The organism is Chromobacterium alkanivorans (assembly GCF_016937655.1).
Lineage (GTDB): Bacteria > Pseudomonadota > Gammaproteobacteria > Burkholderiales > Chromobacteriaceae > Chromobacterium > Chromobacterium alkanivorans.
In genome coordinates, this window is the sequence record NZ_JAFHKL010000007.1 from 47,216 (window position 1) to 67,609 (window position 20,394).

Consider the following 20,394-nt stretch of genomic DNA (forward strand, 5'->3'; position numbering starts at 1 on the left):
GCCGGGCCGTGGCTGATCATGAGCGTTTCTCAACGCCGGAACAGCTCGGTTTCGCTGGCCGGCTGCAGCCGCGGCGGGCCGGACAGCGCTTGCAGGAAAGCGTGCAGCGCCTGCTTTTCCGCGGCGCTGAGGCCCAGCGGTTTGAGCAGCGGCGAGGGCTTGGGCAGGGTGTATTTTTCCACGCCCGCCGCTGCCACCAAATTGCCGCCGTTGTTGTAGAACTCGATCACGCCGGCGCCGTCCTCATCCAAGGGCATGTCGCCGGTGTGCATGTAATCGCCGGTGTAGAGCAGGTCGCGCAGCGTGGGAGTGCGGAATTTGCCCAGATCGGCGCGCAGGCCGGTGACACCGCCGCGACCCAGGTCTTCCTTGTCGCGGCCGATGAAGTTGAGGCCGGTGTTGTGGAACTGGTTGTCAGACAGCAGCGGGCTGTTGTGGCAATTGATGCAGCGCGCCTTGGTGCGGAACAGATGCAGACCCCACAGCGCTTGGTCGTTCAACGCGGCGCGCTCGCCCTTGAGGAAGCGGTCGAAGGCGCTGTCCTGGCTGATCAGGGTGCGCTCGAAGGTGGCGATGGCCTTGGCCATGCGCTCCAGGTCCACGCGGCTGTCGCCGTAGGCGGCGGCGAACAGCGGCGCATATTCCGGCGCGGCGGCGATCTTGGCCACGGCCTGGCCCAGCGGCTGATGCATTTCCAGCGGGTTGACCACCGGGCCCTTGGCTTGTTCTTCCAGGCTGGCGGCGCGGCCGTCCCAGAACAGCGCGCCGACATAGGCGGTGTTGAGCAGGGTCATCGCGTTGCGGCCGCCCAATTGGCCGATATGGCCTTGGGACACCGGGCGCGGATCGCTCCAGCCGTGTTCCGGCGCGTGGCAGCTGATACAGGCGACGCGGTTGTTGCGGGACAGCCGGGGATCGCGGAACAGTTTGTCGCCCAGCGCCGCCTTGGCGGCGCTATAGGGGTTGTCGGCCGGAAACGGCACCGCCGGCAGCAGGCCCAGATCGCGGAAGCCGGCTTGCGCCGCCGCGTCCAGCGTGGGAGCGGGCCAGGCTGTTTGGCGCTCCGCGCCAGGCTGGTATTGGCTGTAGCGGGTCCGCCATTGCGTCAGCTGGCCGGCGTCCGGCTCCTCGCCGTCGCTGTCCGGCAGCGGCGGCTTGGCCGGGCGGATGGAGAGGGCGACCAGCAGCGGTTGCTCGGCCAGGCCGGCAAGTTGGGCCGCGCTCTGTTTCCCGCCGTCGCGGTCCAGGCCGTAGAGTTCGCCGCCGGCGTCTCGCGCCCATACTCGGGCGGCGGCGCTGGCGGCGGGATAGTCCTGGTCCTGTTGCAATTGCAGCCAGCGGATGGCCTCGGCCACCGTGGGCAGCCGCCAGTTGTCCTGCTGGCACAGCCGCTGCTGTTGCAGCGCGGCCAACGCCGGATTAAGGCTGGCCGCGCCGGCTGGTCGTGGCCTGGCCTGCCACAGGATGATGTCGCGCCAGCTGTCCGGGTGCTGGTTGTCGTCGACGCAGGCGGCCTGGGCCGGCGTGGTCAGTTGGCCGTCGGCGCTGACCGGGATGTAGGCTGGTTGCGGCGGCGGATTGTCTTCCGGGTTGGGATCGTCCGCCAGCTTGGGGCCGCGCACCAGGCGCAGCCGCGCCGGCTGCCCCAGGCTAAGGCTGACGCTGGGCAGGGTGCGGTGGGTGTCGTCGAAAGCCACCGCCACCGCGCCTTCGCCGCGGCGGCTGGTGGCGGTCCAGTAGAAGGCGGCTTCGGCGTCCGGGAAGACATGGCGGTCCATCGCCGGCAGACCGCGCGAGCGGTCGTACTGGCTCCAGTCCAGCAGGGTTTTCAGTTCGCGCTCGGTGGGCAGCCGCCAGCCGCGTTCCGCGGCGATGTCTTCTTCGCTGTCTTCGAAGCCGCAGAGTTTTTGCTTGATCACGGCTTCGGTGTAGGTGACGGCCAAGCAGTCTTCCTGGCCGGGTTCGCATTGGGCCGGGCGTTCCGGATTGCGGCTGGCGCTGGCGTAATAACTGTGGAACTGGCTGCGCAGGCCTTGCACGGACTTCACTTCCCAGATCAAGCCGGTCTGCTTGTCTTTCACGCAGCCGGCGCGTTCGCCGGCGTCGCTCAAGGGCGCGCCGTCCGCTTCGGCCAGCGGGGTGAAGCGCGGGCCGGGCGGCTGTTCGCGCAGCGCGGCCAGACTCAGACGGAAGTGGCTGGCCGCGTAGTCGGCGGCCACCACGCTGCGGGCGATGCCGGCGCTGTCCAGCAGGGTTTGCAGATCGCCGGCCTGGGCCAGGCTTTGGCTGCGGCTGAAGCGGGCGGCGGTGTCGGCGCTGATCTGGATGCCGTTGTTGGGATTGTCGTCTTCGTCCAGTGTCAGCAAGAGCTGCACCTGGCGCAGCACTTTGGGATCCGCCGGGTTCTGGCTGCCGGCCAGTTGCAGCGGGGTGATCTGGGCCGCGCCCAGACTGCGGCCCAGTTCCAGCTGGCCGATGCGGAAGACCACGGTTTCGCCGTCCAGATAGCGGAATTCGCCGTTGGCGGTGGTTTTGCCGGCATGGCTGCCGCTGTCGTAGTCCAGGCCCGCTACCGGGCTGTCAACAAAGACGCCGGTGCGTACCGGCTGGGCGGCGGGGCCGCCGGAGCAGGCGGCCACAGCCAGGCTGCCCGCCAGGATGAAGGGGAATGCTAAGCGCGAGTGCATCACTGTTATTAAGAATCATTTTCAAAACGGCAGATTATGCGTTTGTAGAGTTGTTCGTACAAGAATCATGTCGGAAATTGGCAAACGGGGGTCGTGCCTTGCTCAAGTACGCCGATGATGGGACGGCTTTGCGATTCCAGTTGGGAAAGTTGAGAGCCGCGCCTTTCCCGGCGCGGCATCCAAGGGATGGGGCTATCAAATATTAGAGCGGGCGGCCCGTGACGCGGAGGGTGGACGGCTTGTCGGACTGAACCGAGACGTCGGCCGGCAAGGATTTGGCCATGCCATGCAGCAACGGCTCGTCGGCCAGCCTGGGGCCTCGCACCAGGCGCACCCTTGCCGCCTGGTCCGAGCCCAGGCTAATGCTGGCCAGACTGCGGTGAGTGTCATCGAATGCAACCACCACCATCCTGTCCTCCGAGTAGCTGGTGCTGCTCCAATAAAAGGTAGCTGTCGCATCCGGGAAGGCGTAGCGATCCAAGGCCGGCAGACCAAGCGCTTTATCCCGCTGGCTCCAGTCCAACAACGTCTTCAGTTCTCTCTCGGTGGGTAGCCTCCAACCGCGATCTCCGCCTGCCGTCTGATCATCGAAGCCGCAAAGCTTCTGCTGTCTGACCTCCTGGACATAGATGGCAAGCTGGCAGTCCGTCTGCTTCGCCCCGCAGTGGGCTGATTGTTGCTGGTTAACACTGGCGCTAGCGTAGTAGCGATGGGACTGGCTGCGCAGACCCCGCTCGGCCTTCACCTCCCAAGTGAGGCCTGTTTGTTTGTCCTTCACGCAGCCGGCACGTTCTGCGGATCCGCTCAACGGCGCACCGTCGGCTTCAGCCAGGGGGACGAAGCGCGGGCTGGGCGGCTGAGCGTGCAAGGCGGCAAGACTGCGCTGAAAATGGCTGGCGGCGTGCTGGGCGCTGACCAGACTGCGCACAATGCCAAGCTGGTTGAGCAGAGTTTGCAGATCGCCGGCCTGTTCCAGGCTTTGGCTGTGGTCAAAGCGGGCAGAGGTCTCCGCCGCAATCTGGATGCCGTTGTCGGGGTTACCGTCCTGATCCAGCGTCAACAGCAGTTGCACCTGGCGCAGCACTTTCGGATCCGCGGGGTTCTGGCTGCCTGCCAATTGCAGCGGAGTGATCTGGGCCGCGCCCAGGCTGCGGCCCAGTTCCAGTTGGCCGATGCGGAAGACCACGGTTTCACCGTCCAAGTAGTGGAATTCGCCGCTGGCGGTGGTTTTGCCGGCATGGCTGCCGCTGTCGTAGTCGAGTCCCGCTACCGGGCTATCGACGAAAACGCCGGTACGAATCGGCTGGGCGGCTGGGCCGCCGGAACAGGCGGTCACTGCCAGGCTGCCCGCCAGGATGAAGGGGAATGCTAAGCGCGAGTGCATTTTTATAGTGGATAGTCATTTTTTGAGTGCTGGATTATGCATATGTAGATATGTATGTACAAGAATCATGTCGGAGATAAGCAAGCCGGGGTCGCGCCTTGGCCGCTTCAGGCTGCGGCGGTGTTCCGCGCCGCTTGGCCCATATCGATGAGCCAAATCGACGTCTATTGCTACAATCGCATGACACCTTGTTCCGGCTCACGGCGCCGGGACCATGGTTTTGTGATCAATGAGGCATCCCATGAAACACTTGAAACAGGCCAGCCTGCTGGCCATCGCGATGTTCGCGTTCTGCCACGCCGCTTGGGCCGCCAAGCCGATAGAGGTTGGCGAAGACGGCGAAACCCGCATCGTGCTGAGCGGCACGGTGGTGGGGCCGGTGCAGTCCGGCAGCAAGGTCGACGGCACTTTTTTCAAGGCCTTCCATTTGAAGCTGGCGCAAGCGCTGCGCTTTGACGACGGCGGCTCTTGCGGCGAACAGGAACTGCGCAGCCTGCCGCTGAATCAGGGCGATATGGCGCGCTACCAGGGTAAGCGCATCCAGGTGCGCGCCAAGGTGTTCTGCCAGGAAAACCGCACCGGCAGCTACCATTTGTCCGATATCGAAGTGCTCTGAGCGGCTACGGCTCCGACGTAAAAAAAGCAGCCCATCGGCTGCTTTCTTGTTTTGGGGCGCGCTGTTTCAACTTATCCACAGACCGGCAAAAATTCCCATCTTATCCACAATCACGCCTGCGCCACCGATCCTTGGTCCATCGGCAGCAAACGCGGCGTCCAGGCCAGCAAGGCCGCCCATAGCGGGACCAAGACCAGCAGCGTCAGCCATAGCGGCGCGCCGGCTTGCAGACCGCGCAGTTGCGCGCCGCCCCAATAGGCCAACGGCCCCGCCAGCGCGCCGATGAGCGCCAGCAAACGCGGCGACGGCCGCCAGGCGTCCAGCAGGCGCAGCCACCAACAGCTGAAGCTCAGCCACAAGGTGACTCTCCACAAGGGCAGGGTGCCGACGCCGACGAAGCGGTACAGCCCCAGGCCGGCGATGGCGAAGTCCAGCAGGCAGCCCGTCGCGGTCAGCCACAGCGCGCGGGCTTTGAGGCCGGCCGGCAGTCCTTGCCAGGCCAGCAGCGCGCCGGCCAGCAACAGCACCACGTAGCGGTCGCGGAAGCTGAGCAATAGCCAGGCCCCGGCGCCAAAGAGCAGCCCGCCCAGCAGCAGCCTGGGCCAGCGCTTGCCCGCCTCAGGCGTCATAGCCCAGATTGGGGGCCAGGTCGCGTTCGGCCTGTTCCACGCTGACGCCGCGGCGTTCGGCGTAGCTGGCCACCTGGTCGCGTTCGATTTTGCCGACGCCGAAGTAGCGCGCGGCCGGGTGGCTGAGGTAGAAGCCGGACACGGCGGCGGTGGGCAGCATGGCGTAGCCTTCGGTCAGCGTCATGCCTATGGCCGGCGCGTCCAAGAGTTCGAACAGCGCGGTCTTGACGGTGTGGTCCGGGCAGGCCGGATAGCCGGGAGCGGGGCGGATGCCCTGATACTTTTCGTCGATCAGCGCTTCGTTGTCCAGTTGCTCGGCGGCGGCGTAGCCCCAGAACTCGCGGCGCACGCGGGCGTGCATCAGTTCGGCGAAGGCTTCGGCCAGCCGGTCCGCCAGCGCCTTGAGCAGGATGGAGGAGTAGTCGTCGCCGGCGTCTTCGAAGCGTTTGACGTGCGGATCGATGCCGATGCCGGCGGTGACGGCGAAGGCGCCGATATAGTCCTGCGCGCCGCTGTCCCGCGGCGCGATGTAGTCGGCCAGCGCCCAGTTGGCCTTGCCGTCCATCTTGGGCAGTTGCTGGCGCAGGCCCACCCAGCTCATCAGGCTGGCGCGGTTGTCCGGATCGCGGATTTCGATGTCGTCGTGGTTGACGCTGGCGGCCGGGAACAGGCCGATCACCGCGTTGGCGGAGAGCCAGTTCTCGGCAATGATCTGCTTGAGCATCACTTGCGCGTCCTCGTACAAGGCGCGCGCGGATTCGCCGACGATCTCGTCGTTCAGGATGCGCGGGAAGCGGCCGGCCAGCTCCCAGCTCTGGAAGAACGGGGTCCAGTCGATGTAGGCGGCGATCTCGGCCAGCGGATAGCGCTCAAAGCGGCGCACGCCCAGCCATTGCGGCTTGGGCGGCTGGTAGGCCGTCCAGTCTATCGCCTCCTTGTTGGCGCGCGCCTGCTCCAGGCCGACCACCTTGCGGTTCGCCTTGTTGGCGTGGCCTTCGCGGGCGCGGTCCTGCTCGGCCTGGTTGTCCGCGACGAAGCCGTCGCGCAGCGTGTCGGACAGCAGGTTGGAACAGACGCCGACGGCGCGGCTAGCGTCCGGCACGTAGATCACCGGATGCTGGTAATGCGGGGCGATCTTGACCGCGGTGTGGACCTTGGATGTGGTGGCGCCGCCGATCAACAGCGGGATGGTGAAGCCCTGGCGCTGCATTTCCTTGGCCACATGGCTCATTTCTTCCAGGCTGGGGGTGATCAGGCCGGACAAGCCGATGATGTCGGCCTTGTGCTCGATGGCGGCGTCCAGGATTTTCTGGCAGGGCACCATCACGCCCAGGTCGATCACCTGGTAGTTATTGCAGCGCAGCACCACGCCGACGATGTTCTTGCCGATGTCGTGGACGTCGCCCTTGACCGTGGCCATGATGATCACGCCCTTGGCCGGCGCGTCGGCCAGGCCCAGACGGATCTTTTCCTCTTCGATGAAGGGTTCCAGGTGGGCGACGGCGGCCTTCATCACCCGCGCGGATTTGACCACCTGCGGCAGGAACATCTTGCCGGCGCCGAACAGGTCGCCCACCACGTTCATGCCGTCCATCAACGGGCCTTCGATCACGTGGATGGGCCGCGCGGATTTCTGCCTCACTTCCTCGGTGTCTTCGACGATGAAGGTGGTGATGCCCTTGACCAAGGCGTGTTCCAGCCGCTTTTCCACCGGCAGCGCGCGCCAGGCCAGGTCTTCCGCCTTTTTCTCGCCGGCGGCTTCGCCCTTGTATTTTTCCGCCAGCGCGATCAGGTGTTCGGTGGCGTCGCCGCCGTCCTTGGGCGCGCGCATCAGCACCACGTCCTCGATGCGTTCGCGCAGTTCCGGATCCACTTCGTCGTAGACTTCCAGCGCGCCGGCGTTGACGATGCCCATGGTCATGCCGCGCAGGATGGCGTGGTAGAGGAAGACGGCGTGGATGGCCTCGCGCACCTTGTTGTTGCCGCGGAAGGAGAAGGAGACGTTGGACACGCCGCCGGAAATCTTGGCGTGCGGCAGCTGCTGCTTGATCCAGCCGGTGGCTTCGATGAAGTCCAGGCCGTAACGCGCGTGTTCCTCGATGCCGGTGGCGACGGCGAAGATATTGGGGTCGAAGATGATGTCTTCCGGCGGGAAGCCCACTTCGTCCACCAGGATGCGGTAACTGTTGCCGCAGATTTCTATCTTGCGCGCGTAGGTGTCGGCCTGGCCGGCCTCGTCGAAGGCCATCACGATGACCGCGGCGCCGTAGCGGCGAATCAGCCGCGCCTGCTCGACGAACTTGTCCTTGCCTTCCTTCATCGAGATCGAGTTGACGATGCCCTTGCCCTGTATGCATTTGAGGCCGGCCTCGATCACGTCCCACTTGGAGGAGTCGATCATGATGGGCACGCGGGCGATGTCCGGCTCGGAGGCGATCAGGTTGAGGAAGCGCACCATGGCGGCGTGGGCGTCCAGCATGCCCTCGTCCATATTGATGTCGATGACCTGGGCGCCGTTTTCCACTTGCTGGCGCGCCACGTCCAGCGCGGTGGCGTAGTCGCCGTTGAGAATCAGTTTGGCGAAGGCGCGGCTGCCGGTGACGTTGGTGCGCTCGCCGACGTTGACGAACAGGTCACCGTCGCCGATGTTGAACGGCTCCAGGCCGGACAGCCGGCACTTGGCTTCTATCGCCGGCAGCGGCCGCGGCGCGACGCCGTCCACCGCGCGGGCGATGGCGGCGATGTGTTCCGGCGTGGTGCCACAGCAGCCGCCCACGATGTTGATCAGGCCGGACTCCGCCCACTCGCGGACGTAGACGCCCATCGCTTCCGGCTCCAGGTCGTAGCCGCCGAAGGCGTTGGGCAGGCCGGCGTTGGCGTGCACCGACACATAAGCGGCGGACACCCGCGCCATCTCCTCGACATAGGGCCGCAGCAGGTCCGGGCCCAGCGCGCAGTTGAGGCCGTAGCTGACCGCGTCGGCGTGGGACAGCGAGTTGTAGAAGGCTTCGGTGGTCTGACCGGTCAGGGTGCGGCCGGACTGGTCGGTGATGGTGCCCGAGATCATGATGGGCAGCCGCGGCGCGTCCGGGCGCTCGTCGAAGTATTTGTGGATGGCGAACACCGCCGCCTTGGCGTTCAGGGTGTCGAAGATGGTTTCCACCAGCAGCAGGTCCGCGCCGCCTTGCACCAGGCCGTCTATCGCCTCGGTGTAGGACGTCACCAGTTCGTCGAAGCTGACGTTGCGGTAGCCCGGGTCGTTGACGTCCGGACTGATGCTACAGGTGCGGTTGGTGGGACCGAGCACGCCGGCGCAATAGCGCGGCTTGGCCGGATTGGCGGCGCTGGCCTTTTCGCACAGTTCCTTGACCAGCCTGGCGGCGGCATGATTGATTTCCCACACCAGGCTTTCCATCGCGTAATCCGCCATGGCGATGGAGGTGGCGTTGAAGGTGTTGGTTTCGATGATGTCCGCGCCGGCGTCCAGATAGGCCTGGTGAATGCCGCCGATCACGTCCGGCCGCGTCAGCGCCAGCAAATCGTTGTTGCCCTTGACGTCGCTGGGCCAGTCGGCAAAGCGCTCGCCCCGGTAATCGGCCTCCTCCAACTGATGGCGCTGGATCATGGTGCCCATGCCGCCGTCCAGGATCAGGATGCGTCGGGACAGGTGTTGCCGGAGGGGATGCGAGGATGTTTTTGTCATGGCGGCTGAACTTTTTTTGTCTACAACGATAACAAGCGCAACGGACTCAAAAGCTCATCTTAACACTCGCAATCAACTGTCCGGGCGCTTGCTTAAGAATAAAGAGAGAACATCCATATGGCCATTACGAATAAGCTGTGGCTGCTCGCGGGGCTGGCGGCGGCATGGTGCGGGGAGGCGTGGGCGGCGGGCGGTTTACGGATAGGCGTGGCGGATACCGACGCGGCGCCGGTGGTGATGCTGTCGCCGGACGGCGAGCACCTGCGCGGCGGCCTGTCCAAGGATATCGGCGAGATGCTGGCCGCCGAGCTGAGCCTGCGTCCGGAATTCATTCTGATCGCCCGCAAGCGGGTGGAGGCCTCCATCGAGTCCGGCCGGGTGGACATCGTCTGCAACGCCAATCCGGACTGGTTCGGCAACGCCGCGCGGCTGGGCTGGACCCATGAAATCTACCCGCAATTGGAGCGGCCGCTGACGCTGAAGCAGCCGGCGGAGCTGCGCCAGGTGGGCGATCTCGCCGGCAAGCGCATCGTCACCATCCGCGGCTACAACTATCCGACGCTGGAGCGCTTCTGGCGCGGCAACCCGGCCTCCCACAACGAGGAGGCGCGGATGGAACTGCTGATCAAATCGGTGCAGAAGCGGCTGAGCGACGTCGCCATCGTCTCGGAACTGGAGTTCGCCGCCTGGGCGCGCAACTGGCCGCAGGAAGCGGCCCAGTTCAAATTGCACCCGCTGGTGGTCACCTTCATGCCCACCATGTGCGCGGTGGCGCCGCATTCCGACATCAAGGTGGCGCAGCTGAACCAGGCGATAGACCGCCTGCAGAAGAGCGGCCGCATCAAGGCGGTGCTGAAGACCTATCAGTGGCAGCCGCAGGAATGACGGCAGGCGGCCGGCGGAACCGCGGCTAATCCTGACCGCGGAAGCGCTGCTCCAGCTTATGCAGCACCGCCAGCGTGGTTTCCACCTGGCTGGCGGGAATGTCCGCCAGCGCGCGCTGGAAAAAAGCCTCGCGCTTGGGCTGCACCGCGTCTATCAGCGTCTGTCCGGCCGGCGCCAGCGTCACCAGGGTCTGGCGGTTGTCGGCCGGGTCGGTGATGCGTCGCACCAGCGCCTCCTCCTCCATCCCCTTCAACTGCCGCGTCAGCGCGCCCGGATCCATCATCAGCCGGGTGGCCAGCTGTTTCTGCGTCGCCTGCTCCAGATCGGTCAGCGCGGCGAGGATGCGCCAGCGCGGCAAGGGATAGCCCACCTGCTGTTCAAACGCCGCGTACATGGCGCGGCCGGTGCGGCCGATTTGCTGCAGCAGATTGGGTGCGCGTTCAGTCATGGATTACCGCCGTCTTGGTTTTGACATCGCGCAATTCTACATGCGGGACTCGGCGCACGAGCAATAAGCCGAGCACCGCCAGCGCCGCCACCAGCCACTGGCTGAGGTGAATGGCGTCCACCAGCGCCAGCCGGGAGGCGCCGAGCAGCGCGCCGCCGTTGATCCCGGCCGCCGTCGTCAGTTGTTCGAAGCGGGCGGCGGTGTCCGGGCTGAGCAGGATTTGCGGATCGCGCAGCCAGCCCAGCCACTGCGGCGCGGCCGGCAGGCCGTTGACGCCGGCCACGTAGCGGTGGGTGACGAAAACGCCCACCAGCGCGGTGCCCAGCATGCCGCCTATCATCCGCGTGGACTGGATCATGGCGGTGGCCACCCCCAGCTGCTCTCGCGGCGCGCTCTGCTGGACGAAGATGGTCAGATTGGGCAGCAGCAGACCCAGGCCCAGGCCGCCCACCGCCATCAGCGCGGCCACCAGCCAGTGCGCGGTGACGGCGTCCACCCAGCCCAGCGCGCCGGCGGTGAAGGCGAACAGCAGCAAGCCCAGGCCCAGCAGCAGGGTGGGGCGGCGCACCCGGGTGACGATGCGGCCGTTCAGGATGCTGCCCAGGGTGATGCACACCACCAGCGGCGTCACCAGCAGGCCGGCCTGGTTGGGCGACAGGCCGAAACCGCCCTGGAACATCAGCGGCGCGTAGTACATCACCGCGAACATGCCGCCGCCCAGCAGCAGCGACAGGCCGAACAAGGGCGCCAGGCTACGGTGGCTCAGCATGTCCAGCGGCAGCAAGGGATTGGGACAGCGCCGCTCCCACCACAGCAGGCCGGCCAACGCGGCCAGGCCGCTCAGGCCCAGGCCGGCCATCAGCCACAGCGGCTTGTGCAGCGGCAGCCATTCCACCAGCAGCTGCATCGAGCCCAGCAGCACGGCGATCAGCAGCCCGCCCTGCCAATCCAGCTTGGACGCGGTTCCGGCGCGGCGCATCGCCGGCAGATAGCGCCAGACGAACCACAGGCTGGCCGCACCCACCGGCAGATTGACGAAGAAGACCCAGCGCCAACCCAGGTATTCGGTCAGAAAACCGCCCAGGGTCGGGCCCACCGCGTTGGCCAAGCCGAAGGCGGCGGTCAGCATCACCTGCCAGCGCAGGCGCTGCGCGGTTTCCGGAAACATGTCCGGCACGCAGGCGAAAGTGGTGGCCACCAGCATGCCGCCGCCCACGCCTTGCAGCGCGCGCGCCAGCACCAGTTCCAGCATGTTCTGGGCCAGGCCGCACAGCATGGAGGCGACGGTGAACAGGATGATGGCGGTCAGCACGAAGGGCTTGCGGCCGTGATCGTCGCCCAGCTTGCCGAAGATGGGCACGGTGATGACCGAAGTCAGCAGATAGGAGGTGCCGACCCAGGCGTACAGATCGAAGCCGTGCAGCTCCGCCACCACGGTGGGCATGGCGGTGCCGACCACGGTCTGGTCCAGCGCCACCATCAGCAGCACGAAGCACAGGCCGAGCATGGCCAGCACTTTCTGGCGGAAATCCAGCGCGCCGTCCGCTCCAGCGGTTGCGGCTAAGGTGTTCATTTTTGTTGACCTGACAATAATTGACTAGTCAATTATTTTGCGCCGATAAGCCGCCGGAATCCAGTGCCGGACACAAAGATTTACAAAGCAGGCTTAGAACAGGTTCATAGAACCTGTTTACGATCTCGCGAGCAAGAGCGAGACAAGGCGAAAACGGCTGAGAAAGCGGAATGTACAAGTGGTACATGAGCATTTTGAAGACGGTTTCAACGCCGTATCGCCGATGCGCAGCAGATCGTAAACAGGTTCTTAGGCGGCGGCGCGTCCGCGCCGCCGCGCACGCTTCAATAACCGCGCCGCGCCAGCCAGCTGCTGGCCTCGCTCTTGGCCAGGATGGCCACCAGCCAGTCGCGGAACACCTTGACCTTGGGCAGTTCCGCCAACTCGTGCGGATAGACCAGGTAATAGCTCCACTCGGTTTCCAGCACGGTGTCGAAAGGCATCACCAGTCGGCCGGAATCCAGGTCCTGAGTCACCATGGACACCTGGGCCAGGGTCACGCCCATGCCGGCGACGGCGGCGTGCAGCGCGTATTCGGAAGCGTCGAAGGTGACGCCGCTTTCCGGGTTCACGCCGTTGACGCCGGCCAGCTTCAGCCAGCGCTTCCAGGTGTCCTGATCGCGCCACGGGTGCAGCAGGGTGTGATGACGCAGATCGTCCGGAGTGTTCAGCGGATGCTTGCCGTTGAGCAGGGCCGGGGAGCAGACCGGGATCAGTTTCTCGCGGCAAATGCATTCGGTGCGCAGGTCCGGCGCCACTTCGGCGCGCGCCATGCCCACCACCGCCAGATCGTACTCCGCGCGGTTGAAGGGCTTGTCGTGAATCAGCTGGGTCACCAGGTGCAGCGTGTATTCCGGGTAGCGGGTCTGGAAGTCCGGCAGATTGGGCAGCACCCAGCGCATCGCCGGGGTGGGCGGCATGCGCACGCGCAGATCGCTTTGCCGCAGCCGCAGCGCTTCGCTGGCCTCATTCAGCAGTTGGAAAGCCTCGCGGGCCGGCTTGATCAGCGCCTCGCCCTCGGCGGTCAGCGACAGGCCGCGCGCCTGCCGGGTGAACAGGGTGGCGCCGTAGTATTCCTCCAGCGTTTGCACGTGGCGGCTGACCGCCCCCTGGGTCAGGCTGAGCGCGGCGGCGGCGCGGGTGAAGGACAAATGCTCGGCGGCGACGACAAATACGCGTAATGCATTCAGCGGTGGCAGCTTCATCTTACATGCCTTTTTATCATGGTTATCATGAAATTAACTGCTTTGTCATGCCAGGCGCAACATCGTATGCTAGGCATGCCGGGCACGGCTGCAGTTTGAACGGCGGCCGGCGGCGCGCAGGTCGCCGCCATGCGTCAATGGCATGGCGATCCGCCGCTCGCGCCGGTCCGGCCGTCCATGCCGCGCTCCCCGATTTCCAGCGCGGCGTCCGCAGCCAAAACCAAGCCCAGCCTTGGCTTGCCCGGAAACGGAACCGTCATTCCCGAGCTTAAAGCTTTATCCGTACTGAAATAGTAACGGATTATAAATATTACAGGATGACATCCGCTTGCAACGGAGAATTTTCCACCGCTTATCGCGTGTCGCCGAAAATGCGGCGGCGTCGCCAGATTGACTGCCAATCCACGTTGGGCATTGCCGGGTTCAGACAGGGCCCGGCTTTTTTTTGCCCGTCTTCCGGCGAGCGGACAAGAAAAAAGGCCACGCGAGTGGCCCAAAGTTCGGAGAATAAGCCCAGGCGGCGCGAACGTCGCTTGGGCGCGGGCGGCAAGCCGCCCGTTCTTGAGTTTGCGAGTGTAGCGCGTTGCGCCGACAGCGGCAACGCAATAATCCTTGCTAGTACCGCCAGGCGCTCACTCGCCCAGTTCCGCCAGCAACTCCGCCTGCTGCTCGGCGATCAAGGCGTCGGTCAGTTCGCTCAGATCGCCGTCCATCACGTAATCCAGCTTGTACAGCGTCAGATTGATCCTATGGTCGGTGATGCGGCCCTGCGGGAAATTGTAGGTGCGGATGCGCTCGGAACGGTCGCCGGAGCCGATCAGGCTCTTGCGCTCGGCCGCTTCCTTCTGCTGCTGCTCGCGGCGCTGGATGTCCATAATGCGCGCCGCCAGCACTTGCATCGCGCTGGCCTTGTTGGCGTGCTGGGAGCGTCCGTCCTGACACTCCGCCACAATCCCCGTCGGAATATGGGTGATGCGCACCGCGGAGTCGGTCTTGTTGATGTGCTGGCCGCCGGCGCCGCTGGCCCTGAAGGTGTCGATGCGCAGATCCGACGGGTTCAGCACCACGTCGGCCAGCTCGTCGGCTTCGGCCATCACCGCCACGGTGCAGGCCGAGGTGTGGATGCGGCCCTGGGTCTCGGTCACCGGCACCCGCTGCACGCGGTGGCCGCCGGACTCGAACTTGAGCCGGGAGTAGGCGCCGAAGCCGATCAGGCGCACGATCACTTCCTTGTAGCCGCCCAGATCGGACTCGCTGGCGGACACGATCTCCGCCTGCCAGCGGTTGCGCTCGGCGTAGCGGGTGTACATGCGCAACAAGTCGCCGGCGAACAGCGCGGCCTCGTCGCCGCCGGTGCCGGCGCGGATTTCCAAGAAGATGTTCTTTTCGTCGTTGGGGTCCTTGGGCAAGAGCAGCTTCTGCAGCTCCAGTTCCAGCGCCTCCCGCTTGTCCTTGCCCTCGGCGATTTCCGCCTGGGCGAATTCCTTCATCTCCGGGTCCGACAACATGTCTTCCGCCGCGGCGATGTCGCTCTCGCACTGGCGATAGCTCTGGTAGGTTTCCACCACCGGGCTGAGTTCGGCGTGCTCGCGGGTGAGCTTGCGGAACGCATCCATATCTTGAGTGGCCGCTTCGCTGGCCAGGAGGTGGGTCACCTCTTCCAGACGGTCGGCCAGTTGCGCCAGTTTGGCCGCAATTGACGCTTTCATTACGACTCCGGGTGTAAACGATAAAGACGCGCCACGGCTTCCACCTGCGCGTCGTGCTCCGCGCCGCGCCCGGACGACAAGGCCCGGGTGGGGGGATGCATCAATTTATTGGTCAGTTGCACCGACAGGGTTTCCAGCACCTTCTCCGGCGCTTCGCCGCGCGCCAGTTGCTTGAGCGCGGCCTCGAGCGCTGTGCGGCGCAGCCGGTCGGCGTCGTCGCGCAGCGCGCGGATCAAGGGCACGGTTTCGCGCTTTTTCAGCCAGTCGCTGAATTCGCAGACCCGCGCCTGGATGATGGTTTCGGCCTCCGCGGCCGCGCTCTGCCGCGCTTCCTTGCCCACTTCCACCACGCTGGCGATGTCGTCGACGCTGTACAGGAACACGTCGGCCAGCTTGCCCACTTCCACTTCGATGTCGCGCGGCACCGCCAGGTCCAGCATAAAGATGGGGCGGTGGCGGCGCGCCTTGATCGCGCGCTCCACCATGCCCTTGCCGATGATGGGCAACTGGCTGGCGGTGGAGGTGACCAGCACGTCGTAGCGCGGCAGGATGTCCGGCAGCTCGGCGAGGGTGACGGCGTTGCCGCCGAACTGCTCCGCCAGCCGCTGGCCGCGCTCCAGCGTGCGGTTGGCCACGGTGATACAGGAAGGGTTGCGCGCGGCGAAGTGGGTGGCCACCAGTTCTATCATCTCGCCCGCGCCGACGAACAGAATGTTCAGTTCGCCTATGGTGGGGAAGATCTGCTCGGCCAGCTTGACCGCCGCCGCCGACATCGACACCGAACTGGCGCCCACCGCGGTGTTGGAGCGCACTTCCTTGGCCACGGCGAAGGTGCGCTGGAACAGGCCGTTGAGCAGGGTGCCCATGGTGCCGGCGTGCTCGGCGCTGCGCACCGCGTCCTTCAACTGGCCCAGGATCTGGGTCTCGCCCAGCACCATGGAGTCCAGGCCGGAGGCTACGCGGAAAGCGTGGCGCGCGGCGTTGGCCTCGTCCAGCTGATACAGATAGGGCTGCATCTCCGCCAGCGCCAGGCCGTGGAATTTGGCCAGCCAGCTGAGCGCCGCCTGCGGGTCGCCGCCGGTGCAATAGATCTCGGTGCGGTTACAGGTGGAGACGATGGCGGCTTCGCGCGCCGCGTGCGAGCTGACCAGGCTGTCCAGCGCCTTGGGCAACACCTCCGCAGGAAAAGCCAGCTTTTCCCGGATGGAGAGCGGTGCGGTATGGTGGTTCAAACCAAGGGCGAACAGATGCATGGGCGGATAAGCCGCGGAAAGAAATGGGGTATTTTAGCCTAACTTGAACCGCAAGTCCTGCGCCGCGGCGGCAAGCCGCGCCGGCCCATGGCCAGCGCCTTATATGACATAGCAGAATCCGGCGCCGCGCGCCGTCCAAAATAGCGCTCTTCTTGCGCAAACTCCTATATGGCCCAAGCGGAGCTGGCATAAGATAAGCCCCATCAAGGAGGACGAAATGTCGCTGAACCTCGCAGACATCCGCAAGGATTTTTCCAAGAAAGAATTGTCGCCGGAGGAGTGCCTGCCGGACCCGCTGGCCCAGCTGGAAAGCTGGCTGAACCAGGCCATCTCCGCCCAGGTGCCGGAGCCCACGGCGATGAACCTGGCCACGGCTGGGGCGGACGGCCGCCCCGCCTCGCGCATCGTGCTGCTCAAGGGGGTGGAGGACGGCCAGCTGCTGTTCTACACCAATTATCTGAGCCGCAAGGGCCGCCAGTTGAACGACAACCCCTATGTGGCGCTGACCTTCTTCTGGCCGGAGCTGGAGCGGCAGATCCGCATCGAGGGCCGCGCGGCCCAGGTGGCGCCGGAAGTCTCGGACGCCTATTTCGCCAGCCGCCCCTACACCAGCCGCGTCGGGGCCTGGGCCAGCGAACAGAGCAGCGAAATCGGCTCCAAGAGCGTGCTGGTGTCGCGGGCGGCTATGTTCGGGGTCAAGCACCCGCTGAACGTGCCGCGGCCGCCGCACTGGGGCGGCTACGCGGTGACGCCGGACCGGCTGGAGTTCTGGCAGGGCCGCCCCAGCCGGCTGCATGACCGGGTGCAGTATTCCCTGCTGGAAGACGGCGGCTGGAAGATCGCTCGGCTGGCGCCCTGAGCCCGCCCGGGTGAGAACAACTCATTGATATCATGCGCTTTACGCATATTCAAAAAACCGCAACCATCTCAAATTAGACAGTTTGTCCGCTTTTATAGCGATTTGGATGTTGCCGCATCACAACAAGCCGCATCGGGATGGTGCGGCTTTTCATTTTCTTGATGTTTCCCTCTCTTCTCCTTGTCTACCAAGGATTCGACGCCCCGCTTTGATTTTGGTCATGCCCGTCGCCGGCAATCGCCAGGCAACTGGCACTTAGAACAGATGCATATCAAGGCGGAAAAACCAATACATAATTTATGCATTTGGCAAGTGGTCGTCAGAACAAACCAAGCCAACGTCCTCTGATTTCAGCAATTCCTTTCCCATGCTCAGAGCGACGTCCCATGTCGGGAACGCATGAGGGACGCAGCGAACGCCTCCCCCGCCCGATGGCGCCAGCCATCTTCGGGAGCGGTTTCCAAGCGTCCGAAAGGGCAGGCGCAAGCCTGTCTGGCGCCGGCGGCCTTTACGCAAGACTCGCCGGCTTGACGCGGGGCATTACCGTGTCCTGCTGATCTACATTGGAGAAAAAGTCGTGATGAAAACCCAAACTGCGATGGTTCGCGTACTGGTGCTGTCCGCTCTCGCCCTGGCTTACGGCTCCGCCCACGCCGCCGAGCGCGTCAACCTGGAAGCGCTGGCCAAATCCAGCAAACTCGTCGACGGCGCCAGCGTGTTCAGCGCCGCCGGCATCAACCAAGGCGAACTGAAAGCGCAACGCAGCGCCCAGTTCCCCAACGGCAAAGTCGTCACCCGCTACCAGCAGTACTATCAAGGCGTGCCGGTGTGGGGCGAAGCCGTAGTGGAGGAAAAACAATTCGCCAAAGGCTCGTCCACGGCCTCGGCGAGCAAGCTGTCCGGCTACTATGTGCGCGGCATCGCCTCCGACCTGGCCACGGTCAAGCCGGCCCTCAGCGCCACCCAGGCGCTCTCCAGCGCCAAGGCGCTGAAGGCCAACGGCTATGAAACCCGCAACGAGAAGACCGAACTGGTGGTGCGTCTGGACAACAACACCGCCCAGCTGGTCTATCTGGTGTCCTTCCTGGTGGAAGGCGGCAAGGAACCCAGCCGCCCGCACTTCATCATCGACGCCAACAGCGGCCAGGTGTTGAAGCAGTGGGAAGGCCTGAACCACGCCGAAGCCAACGGCCCCGGCGGCAACGCCAAGACCGGCAAATACCTGTACGGCACCAACTACGGTCCGCTGATCGTCACCAGCGATTGCAAGATGGACAGCGGCAACGTCGCCACCATCAACCTGAACGGCGGCACCAGCGGCACCACCCCGTACAAGTTCGCTTGCCCCACCAACACCTACAAGCAGATCAACGGCGCCTACTCGCCGCTGAACGACGCCCACTACTTCGGCAACGTGGTGTTCAATCTGTACAAGGACTGGTTCAACCTGCGCCCGATCAACCAGAAGCTGCTGATGAAGGTGCACTACAGCCGCAACTATGAAAACGCGTTCTGGGACGGCAGCGCGATGACCTTCGGCGACGGCGCCACCCGCTTCTACCCGCTGGTGTCGCTGGACGTGTCCGCTCACGAAGTCAGCCACGGCTTCACCGAGCAGAACTCCGGCCTGGTCTACAGCGGCCAGTCCGGCGGCATCAACGAAGCGTTCTCCGACATGGCCGGCGAAGCCGCCGAGTACTACATGAAGGGCAAGAACGACTTCCTGGTGGGCGCGGAGATCTTCAAACAGACCGGCGCGCTGCGCTACTTCGCCGATCCGACCAAGGACGGCCGTTCCATCGGCCACGCCAAGGACTACACCAGCGGCCTGGACGTGCACTACTCCAGCGGCGTGTACAACAAGGCTTTCTACCTGATCGCCACCAGCGCCGGCTGGAACACCCGCAAGGCCTTTGAAGTGTTCGTGGACGCCAACCGCCTGTACTGGACCGCCAACGCCACTTACAACAGCGCCGCTTGCGGCGTTGAAAAAGCGGCCGAAGCGCGCGGCTACAGCAAGGCCGACGTGACCAAGGCCTTCACCGCCGTGGGCGTGGCTTGCGGCAGCTGATGACCGTCTGACGGCGCGGCCGTGACGGCCCGCGCCGCTTCTCCCATCCGCCGGCCATGGCCCGTCCATGGCCGGCATCGCTCAGGAATTCCGGAATGCTCACTCTCAAACCGAGTCTCGTCGCGCTCTTGGCCGCCACCAGCCTGGCCGGCGCCGCCCAGGCCGCCCCGGTGTGGATTTCCATCGGCGACGACGCCTATCAATTGCTGCAACAGGTCAGCCCGAAAAGCCTCAGCCAGGAAAGCCGCCAGTTGGCGGTGAGCGCGCTGCCGGCCGGCGTGTCCGCCAAGGGCGTGGCCACCGAGAAAGTCCACCTGGTGCAAGTGGACGACAGCGTGCTGCCGCAATTGTCGGACGCCATCCACCACAGCCTGCGCCATTGCGGCGGCTTCATCGTGCACAAGGATCTGCAGGACGCGCGCACCGCGCTGAAGGCCCCGGTGGCCAGCGCGCTGCTGCCCAGCTACCAGATCAACGACCAGGCCGTCGTCAACAAGCTGCTGCCGCAGCTGCAGGACAGCAACATCCTCGGCACCATCCAGTCGCTGTCCAACTACCAGAACCGCTTCTACACCACCAGCCACGGCGTCAACGCCTCCAACTGGATCGCCAGCCAATGGCGGCAGCTGGCCGCCGGCCGCGGCGATGTGACCGTGGAGCAGTTCGCCCACAGCGCCTGGCCGCAAAAATCGGTGATCCTCACCATCAAGGGCAAGGACAACGCCGCCGAAACCCTGGTGCTGGGCGGCCACCTGGACTCCACCGTGGGCAACGGCACCGGCGAAACCAGCCGCGCGCCGGGCGCCGACGACGACGCTTCCGGCATCGCCAGCCTGACCGAGGTGATCCGCGTGCTGCTGGCCAACAACTACCAGCCGCGCCGCACCATCAAGTTCATGGCCTACGCCGCGGAAGAAGTGGGCCTGCGCGGCTCCTCCGACATCGCCAACCGCTACAAACAGCAGAAGGTCAACGTGGTGGGCGCCTTGCAGCTGGACATGACCAACTACCAGGGCAGCGCGGAAGACATCTTCCTGTTCACCGACTACACCAACGCGTCGCAGAACACCTTCCTCGCCAATCTGGCCAAGGCCTACCTGCCCAATCTGAAAGTGGGCTACAGCTCTTGCGGCTACGCGTGCTCCGACCACGCCTCCTGGCACAAGAACGGCTACCCGGCGTCCTTCCCGTTCGAATCCGCCTTCAACCAGTCCAACCCCAATATCCACACCGTGCGCGACACCCTCGCCAGCGCCGGCAACCAGGCTCGCCACGCGCTGAAGTTCTCGCAACTGGCGCTGGCCTACGCGGTGGAACTGGGCAGCGACGGCCCGGCGGTCAAACGCTGAGCCCAAGCCCTCGCCTGAATGCG

14 protein-coding genes are annotated in these 20,394 nt (G+C 65.0%); 5 read left to right on the forward strand and 9 right to left on the reverse strand.

Going from position 1 to position 20,394, the window contains the following annotated elements; translation table 11 throughout:
* Nucleotides 1–29: 29 nt before the first annotated feature.
* Together JW897_RS13430 and JW897_RS13435 are read right to left on the reverse strand one after the other, a co-directional pair.
* Nucleotides 30–2,687: a cytochrome c peroxidase gene (locus JW897_RS13430; protein ID WP_205466507.1), complete on the reverse strand. Its 2,658-nt coding sequence runs from the start codon at nt 2,685–2,687 to the stop codon at nt 30–32.
* A gap of 202 nt (nt 2,688–2,889) precedes the next feature.
* On the reverse strand, nt 2,890–4,071 hold the full coding sequence (locus JW897_RS13435; protein WP_205466508.1) for an Lcl C-terminal domain-containing protein: 1,182 nt from the start codon (nt 4,069–4,071) through the stop codon (nt 2,890–2,892).
* Between the two features lie 241 nt (nt 4,072–4,312).
* Here JW897_RS13435 and JW897_RS13440 point away from each other — a divergent pair, with 241 nt between their 5' ends.
* Nucleotides 4,313–4,687: a hypothetical protein gene (locus JW897_RS13440; protein ID WP_205466510.1), complete on the forward strand. Its 375-nt coding sequence runs from the start codon at nt 4,313–4,315 to the stop codon at nt 4,685–4,687.
* 110 nt (nt 4,688–4,797) lie between these two features.
* On the opposite strand, the gene JW897_RS13445 is transcribed toward JW897_RS13440, so the two are convergent.
* Nucleotides 4,798–5,316, reverse strand: a complete 519-nt coding sequence (locus tag JW897_RS13445) for a DUF2878 domain-containing protein (RefSeq protein ID WP_205466511.1) — start codon at nt 5,314–5,316, stop codon at nt 4,798–4,800.
* Nucleotides 5,306–9,019 (reverse strand): methionine synthase, encoded by a 3,714-nt coding sequence (gene metH, locus JW897_RS13450; RefSeq protein WP_205466513.1) that lies wholly within the window; start codon nt 9,017–9,019, stop codon nt 5,306–5,308. Before metH ends, JW897_RS13445 begins: the two co-directional genes overlap by 11 nt.
* A gap of 117 nt (nt 9,020–9,136) precedes the next feature.
* Here metH and JW897_RS13455 point away from each other — a divergent pair, with 117 nt between their 5' ends.
* Nucleotides 9,137–9,904: a substrate-binding periplasmic protein gene (locus JW897_RS13455; RefSeq protein ID WP_048412819.1), complete on the forward strand. Its 768-nt coding sequence runs from the start codon at nt 9,137–9,139 to the stop codon at nt 9,902–9,904.
* A gap of 25 nt (nt 9,905–9,929) precedes the next feature.
* Here the strand turns inward: JW897_RS13455 and JW897_RS13460 are convergent, their stop codons facing one another.
* The 5 genes from JW897_RS13460 to hemA form a co-directional block, all read right to left on the reverse strand.
* A complete protein-coding gene (locus JW897_RS13460; RefSeq protein ID WP_048412820.1) occupies nt 9,930–10,352 on the reverse strand; it encodes a MarR family winged helix-turn-helix transcriptional regulator in 423 nt (140 codons plus the stop codon).
* Complete coding sequence (locus JW897_RS13465; protein ID WP_240352201.1) at nt 10,345–11,925, reverse strand: MFS transporter; 1,581 nt, start codon at nt 11,923–11,925, stop codon at nt 10,345–10,347. Before JW897_RS13465 ends, JW897_RS13460 begins: the two co-directional genes overlap by 8 nt.
* A 284-nt stretch (nt 11,926–12,209) precedes the next feature.
* Nucleotides 12,210–13,130, reverse strand: a complete 921-nt coding sequence (gene gcvA, locus JW897_RS13470) for a transcriptional regulator GcvA (RefSeq protein WP_019102440.1) — start codon at nt 13,128–13,130, stop codon at nt 12,210–12,212.
* Between the two features lie 632 nt (nt 13,131–13,762).
* Nucleotides 13,763–14,839 (reverse strand): peptide chain release factor 1, encoded by a 1,077-nt coding sequence (prfA, locus tag JW897_RS13475; RefSeq protein ID WP_048412822.1) that lies wholly within the window; start codon nt 14,837–14,839, stop codon nt 13,763–13,765.
* Entirely contained in the window at nt 14,839–16,092 is a 1,254-nt protein-coding gene (gene hemA / locus JW897_RS13480; protein ID WP_048412823.1) for a glutamyl-tRNA reductase, read from the reverse strand. Before hemA ends, prfA begins: the two co-directional genes overlap by 1 nt.
* A 217-nt stretch (nt 16,093–16,309) precedes the next feature.
* Here hemA and pdxH point away from each other — a divergent pair, with 217 nt between their 5' ends.
* The 3 genes from pdxH (at nt 16,310) to JW897_RS13495 (ending at nt 20,371) form a co-directional block, all read left to right on the forward strand.
* Nucleotides 16,310–16,951 (forward strand): pyridoxamine 5'-phosphate oxidase, encoded by a 642-nt coding sequence (gene pdxH / locus JW897_RS13485; protein ID WP_048412824.1) that lies wholly within the window; start codon nt 16,310–16,312, stop codon nt 16,949–16,951.
* A gap of 580 nt (nt 16,952–17,531) precedes the next feature.
* Entirely contained in the window at nt 17,532–19,022 is a 1,491-nt protein-coding gene (locus tag JW897_RS13490) for a M4 family metallopeptidase (protein ID WP_156187754.1), read from the forward strand.
* Between the two features lie 95 nt (nt 19,023–19,117).
* Nucleotides 19,118–20,371: a M28 family metallopeptidase gene (locus JW897_RS13495; RefSeq protein ID WP_205466515.1), complete on the forward strand. Its 1,254-nt coding sequence runs from the start codon at nt 19,118–19,120 to the stop codon at nt 20,369–20,371.
* The last annotated feature ends 23 nt before the right edge of the window (nt 20,372–20,394 follow it).

Coding starts and splice junctions, on each gene's coding strand:
- JW897_RS13460 (WP_048412820.1), bottom strand. CDS start 10,352: ATGACTGAACGCGCACCCAATCTGCTGCAGCAAATCGGCCGCACCGGC.
- metH (WP_205466513.1), bottom strand. CDS start 9,019: ATGACAAAAACATCCTCGCATCCCCTCCGGCAACACCTGTCCCGACGC.
- pdxH (WP_048412824.1), top strand. CDS start 16,310: ATGTCGCTGAACCTCGCAGACATCCGCAAGGATTTTTCCAAGAAAGAA.
- prfA (WP_048412822.1), bottom strand. CDS start 14,839: ATGAAAGCGTCAATTGCGGCCAAACTGGCGCAACTGGCCGACCGTCTG.
- JW897_RS13495 (WP_205466515.1), top strand. CDS start 19,118: ATGCTCACTCTCAAACCGAGTCTCGTCGCGCTCTTGGCCGCCACCAGC.
- JW897_RS13435 (WP_205466508.1), bottom strand. CDS start 4,071: ATGCACTCGCGCTTAGCATTCCCCTTCATCCTGGCGGGCAGCCTGGCA.
- JW897_RS13440 (WP_205466510.1), top strand. CDS start 4,313: ATGAAACACTTGAAACAGGCCAGCCTGCTGGCCATCGCGATGTTCGCG.
- JW897_RS13490 (WP_156187754.1), top strand. CDS start 17,532: ATGAAAACCCAAACTGCGATGGTTCGCGTACTGGTGCTGTCCGCTCTC.
- gcvA (WP_019102440.1), bottom strand. CDS start 13,130: ATGAAGCTGCCACCGCTGAATGCATTACGCGTATTTGTCGTCGCCGCC.
- JW897_RS13465 (WP_240352201.1), bottom strand. CDS start 11,925: ATGAACACCTTAGCCGCAACCGCTGGAGCGGACGGCGCGCTGGATTTC.
- hemA (WP_048412823.1), bottom strand. CDS start 16,092: ATGCATCTGTTCGCCCTTGGTTTGAACCACCATACCGCACCGCTCTCC.
- JW897_RS13455 (WP_048412819.1), top strand. CDS start 9,137: ATGGCCATTACGAATAAGCTGTGGCTGCTCGCGGGGCTGGCGGCGGCA.
- JW897_RS13445 (WP_205466511.1), bottom strand. CDS start 5,316: ATGACGCCTGAGGCGGGCAAGCGCTGGCCCAGGCTGCTGCTGGGCGGG.
- JW897_RS13430 (WP_205466507.1), bottom strand. CDS start 2,687: ATGCACTCGCGCTTAGCATTCCCCTTCATCCTGGCGGGCAGCCTGGCT.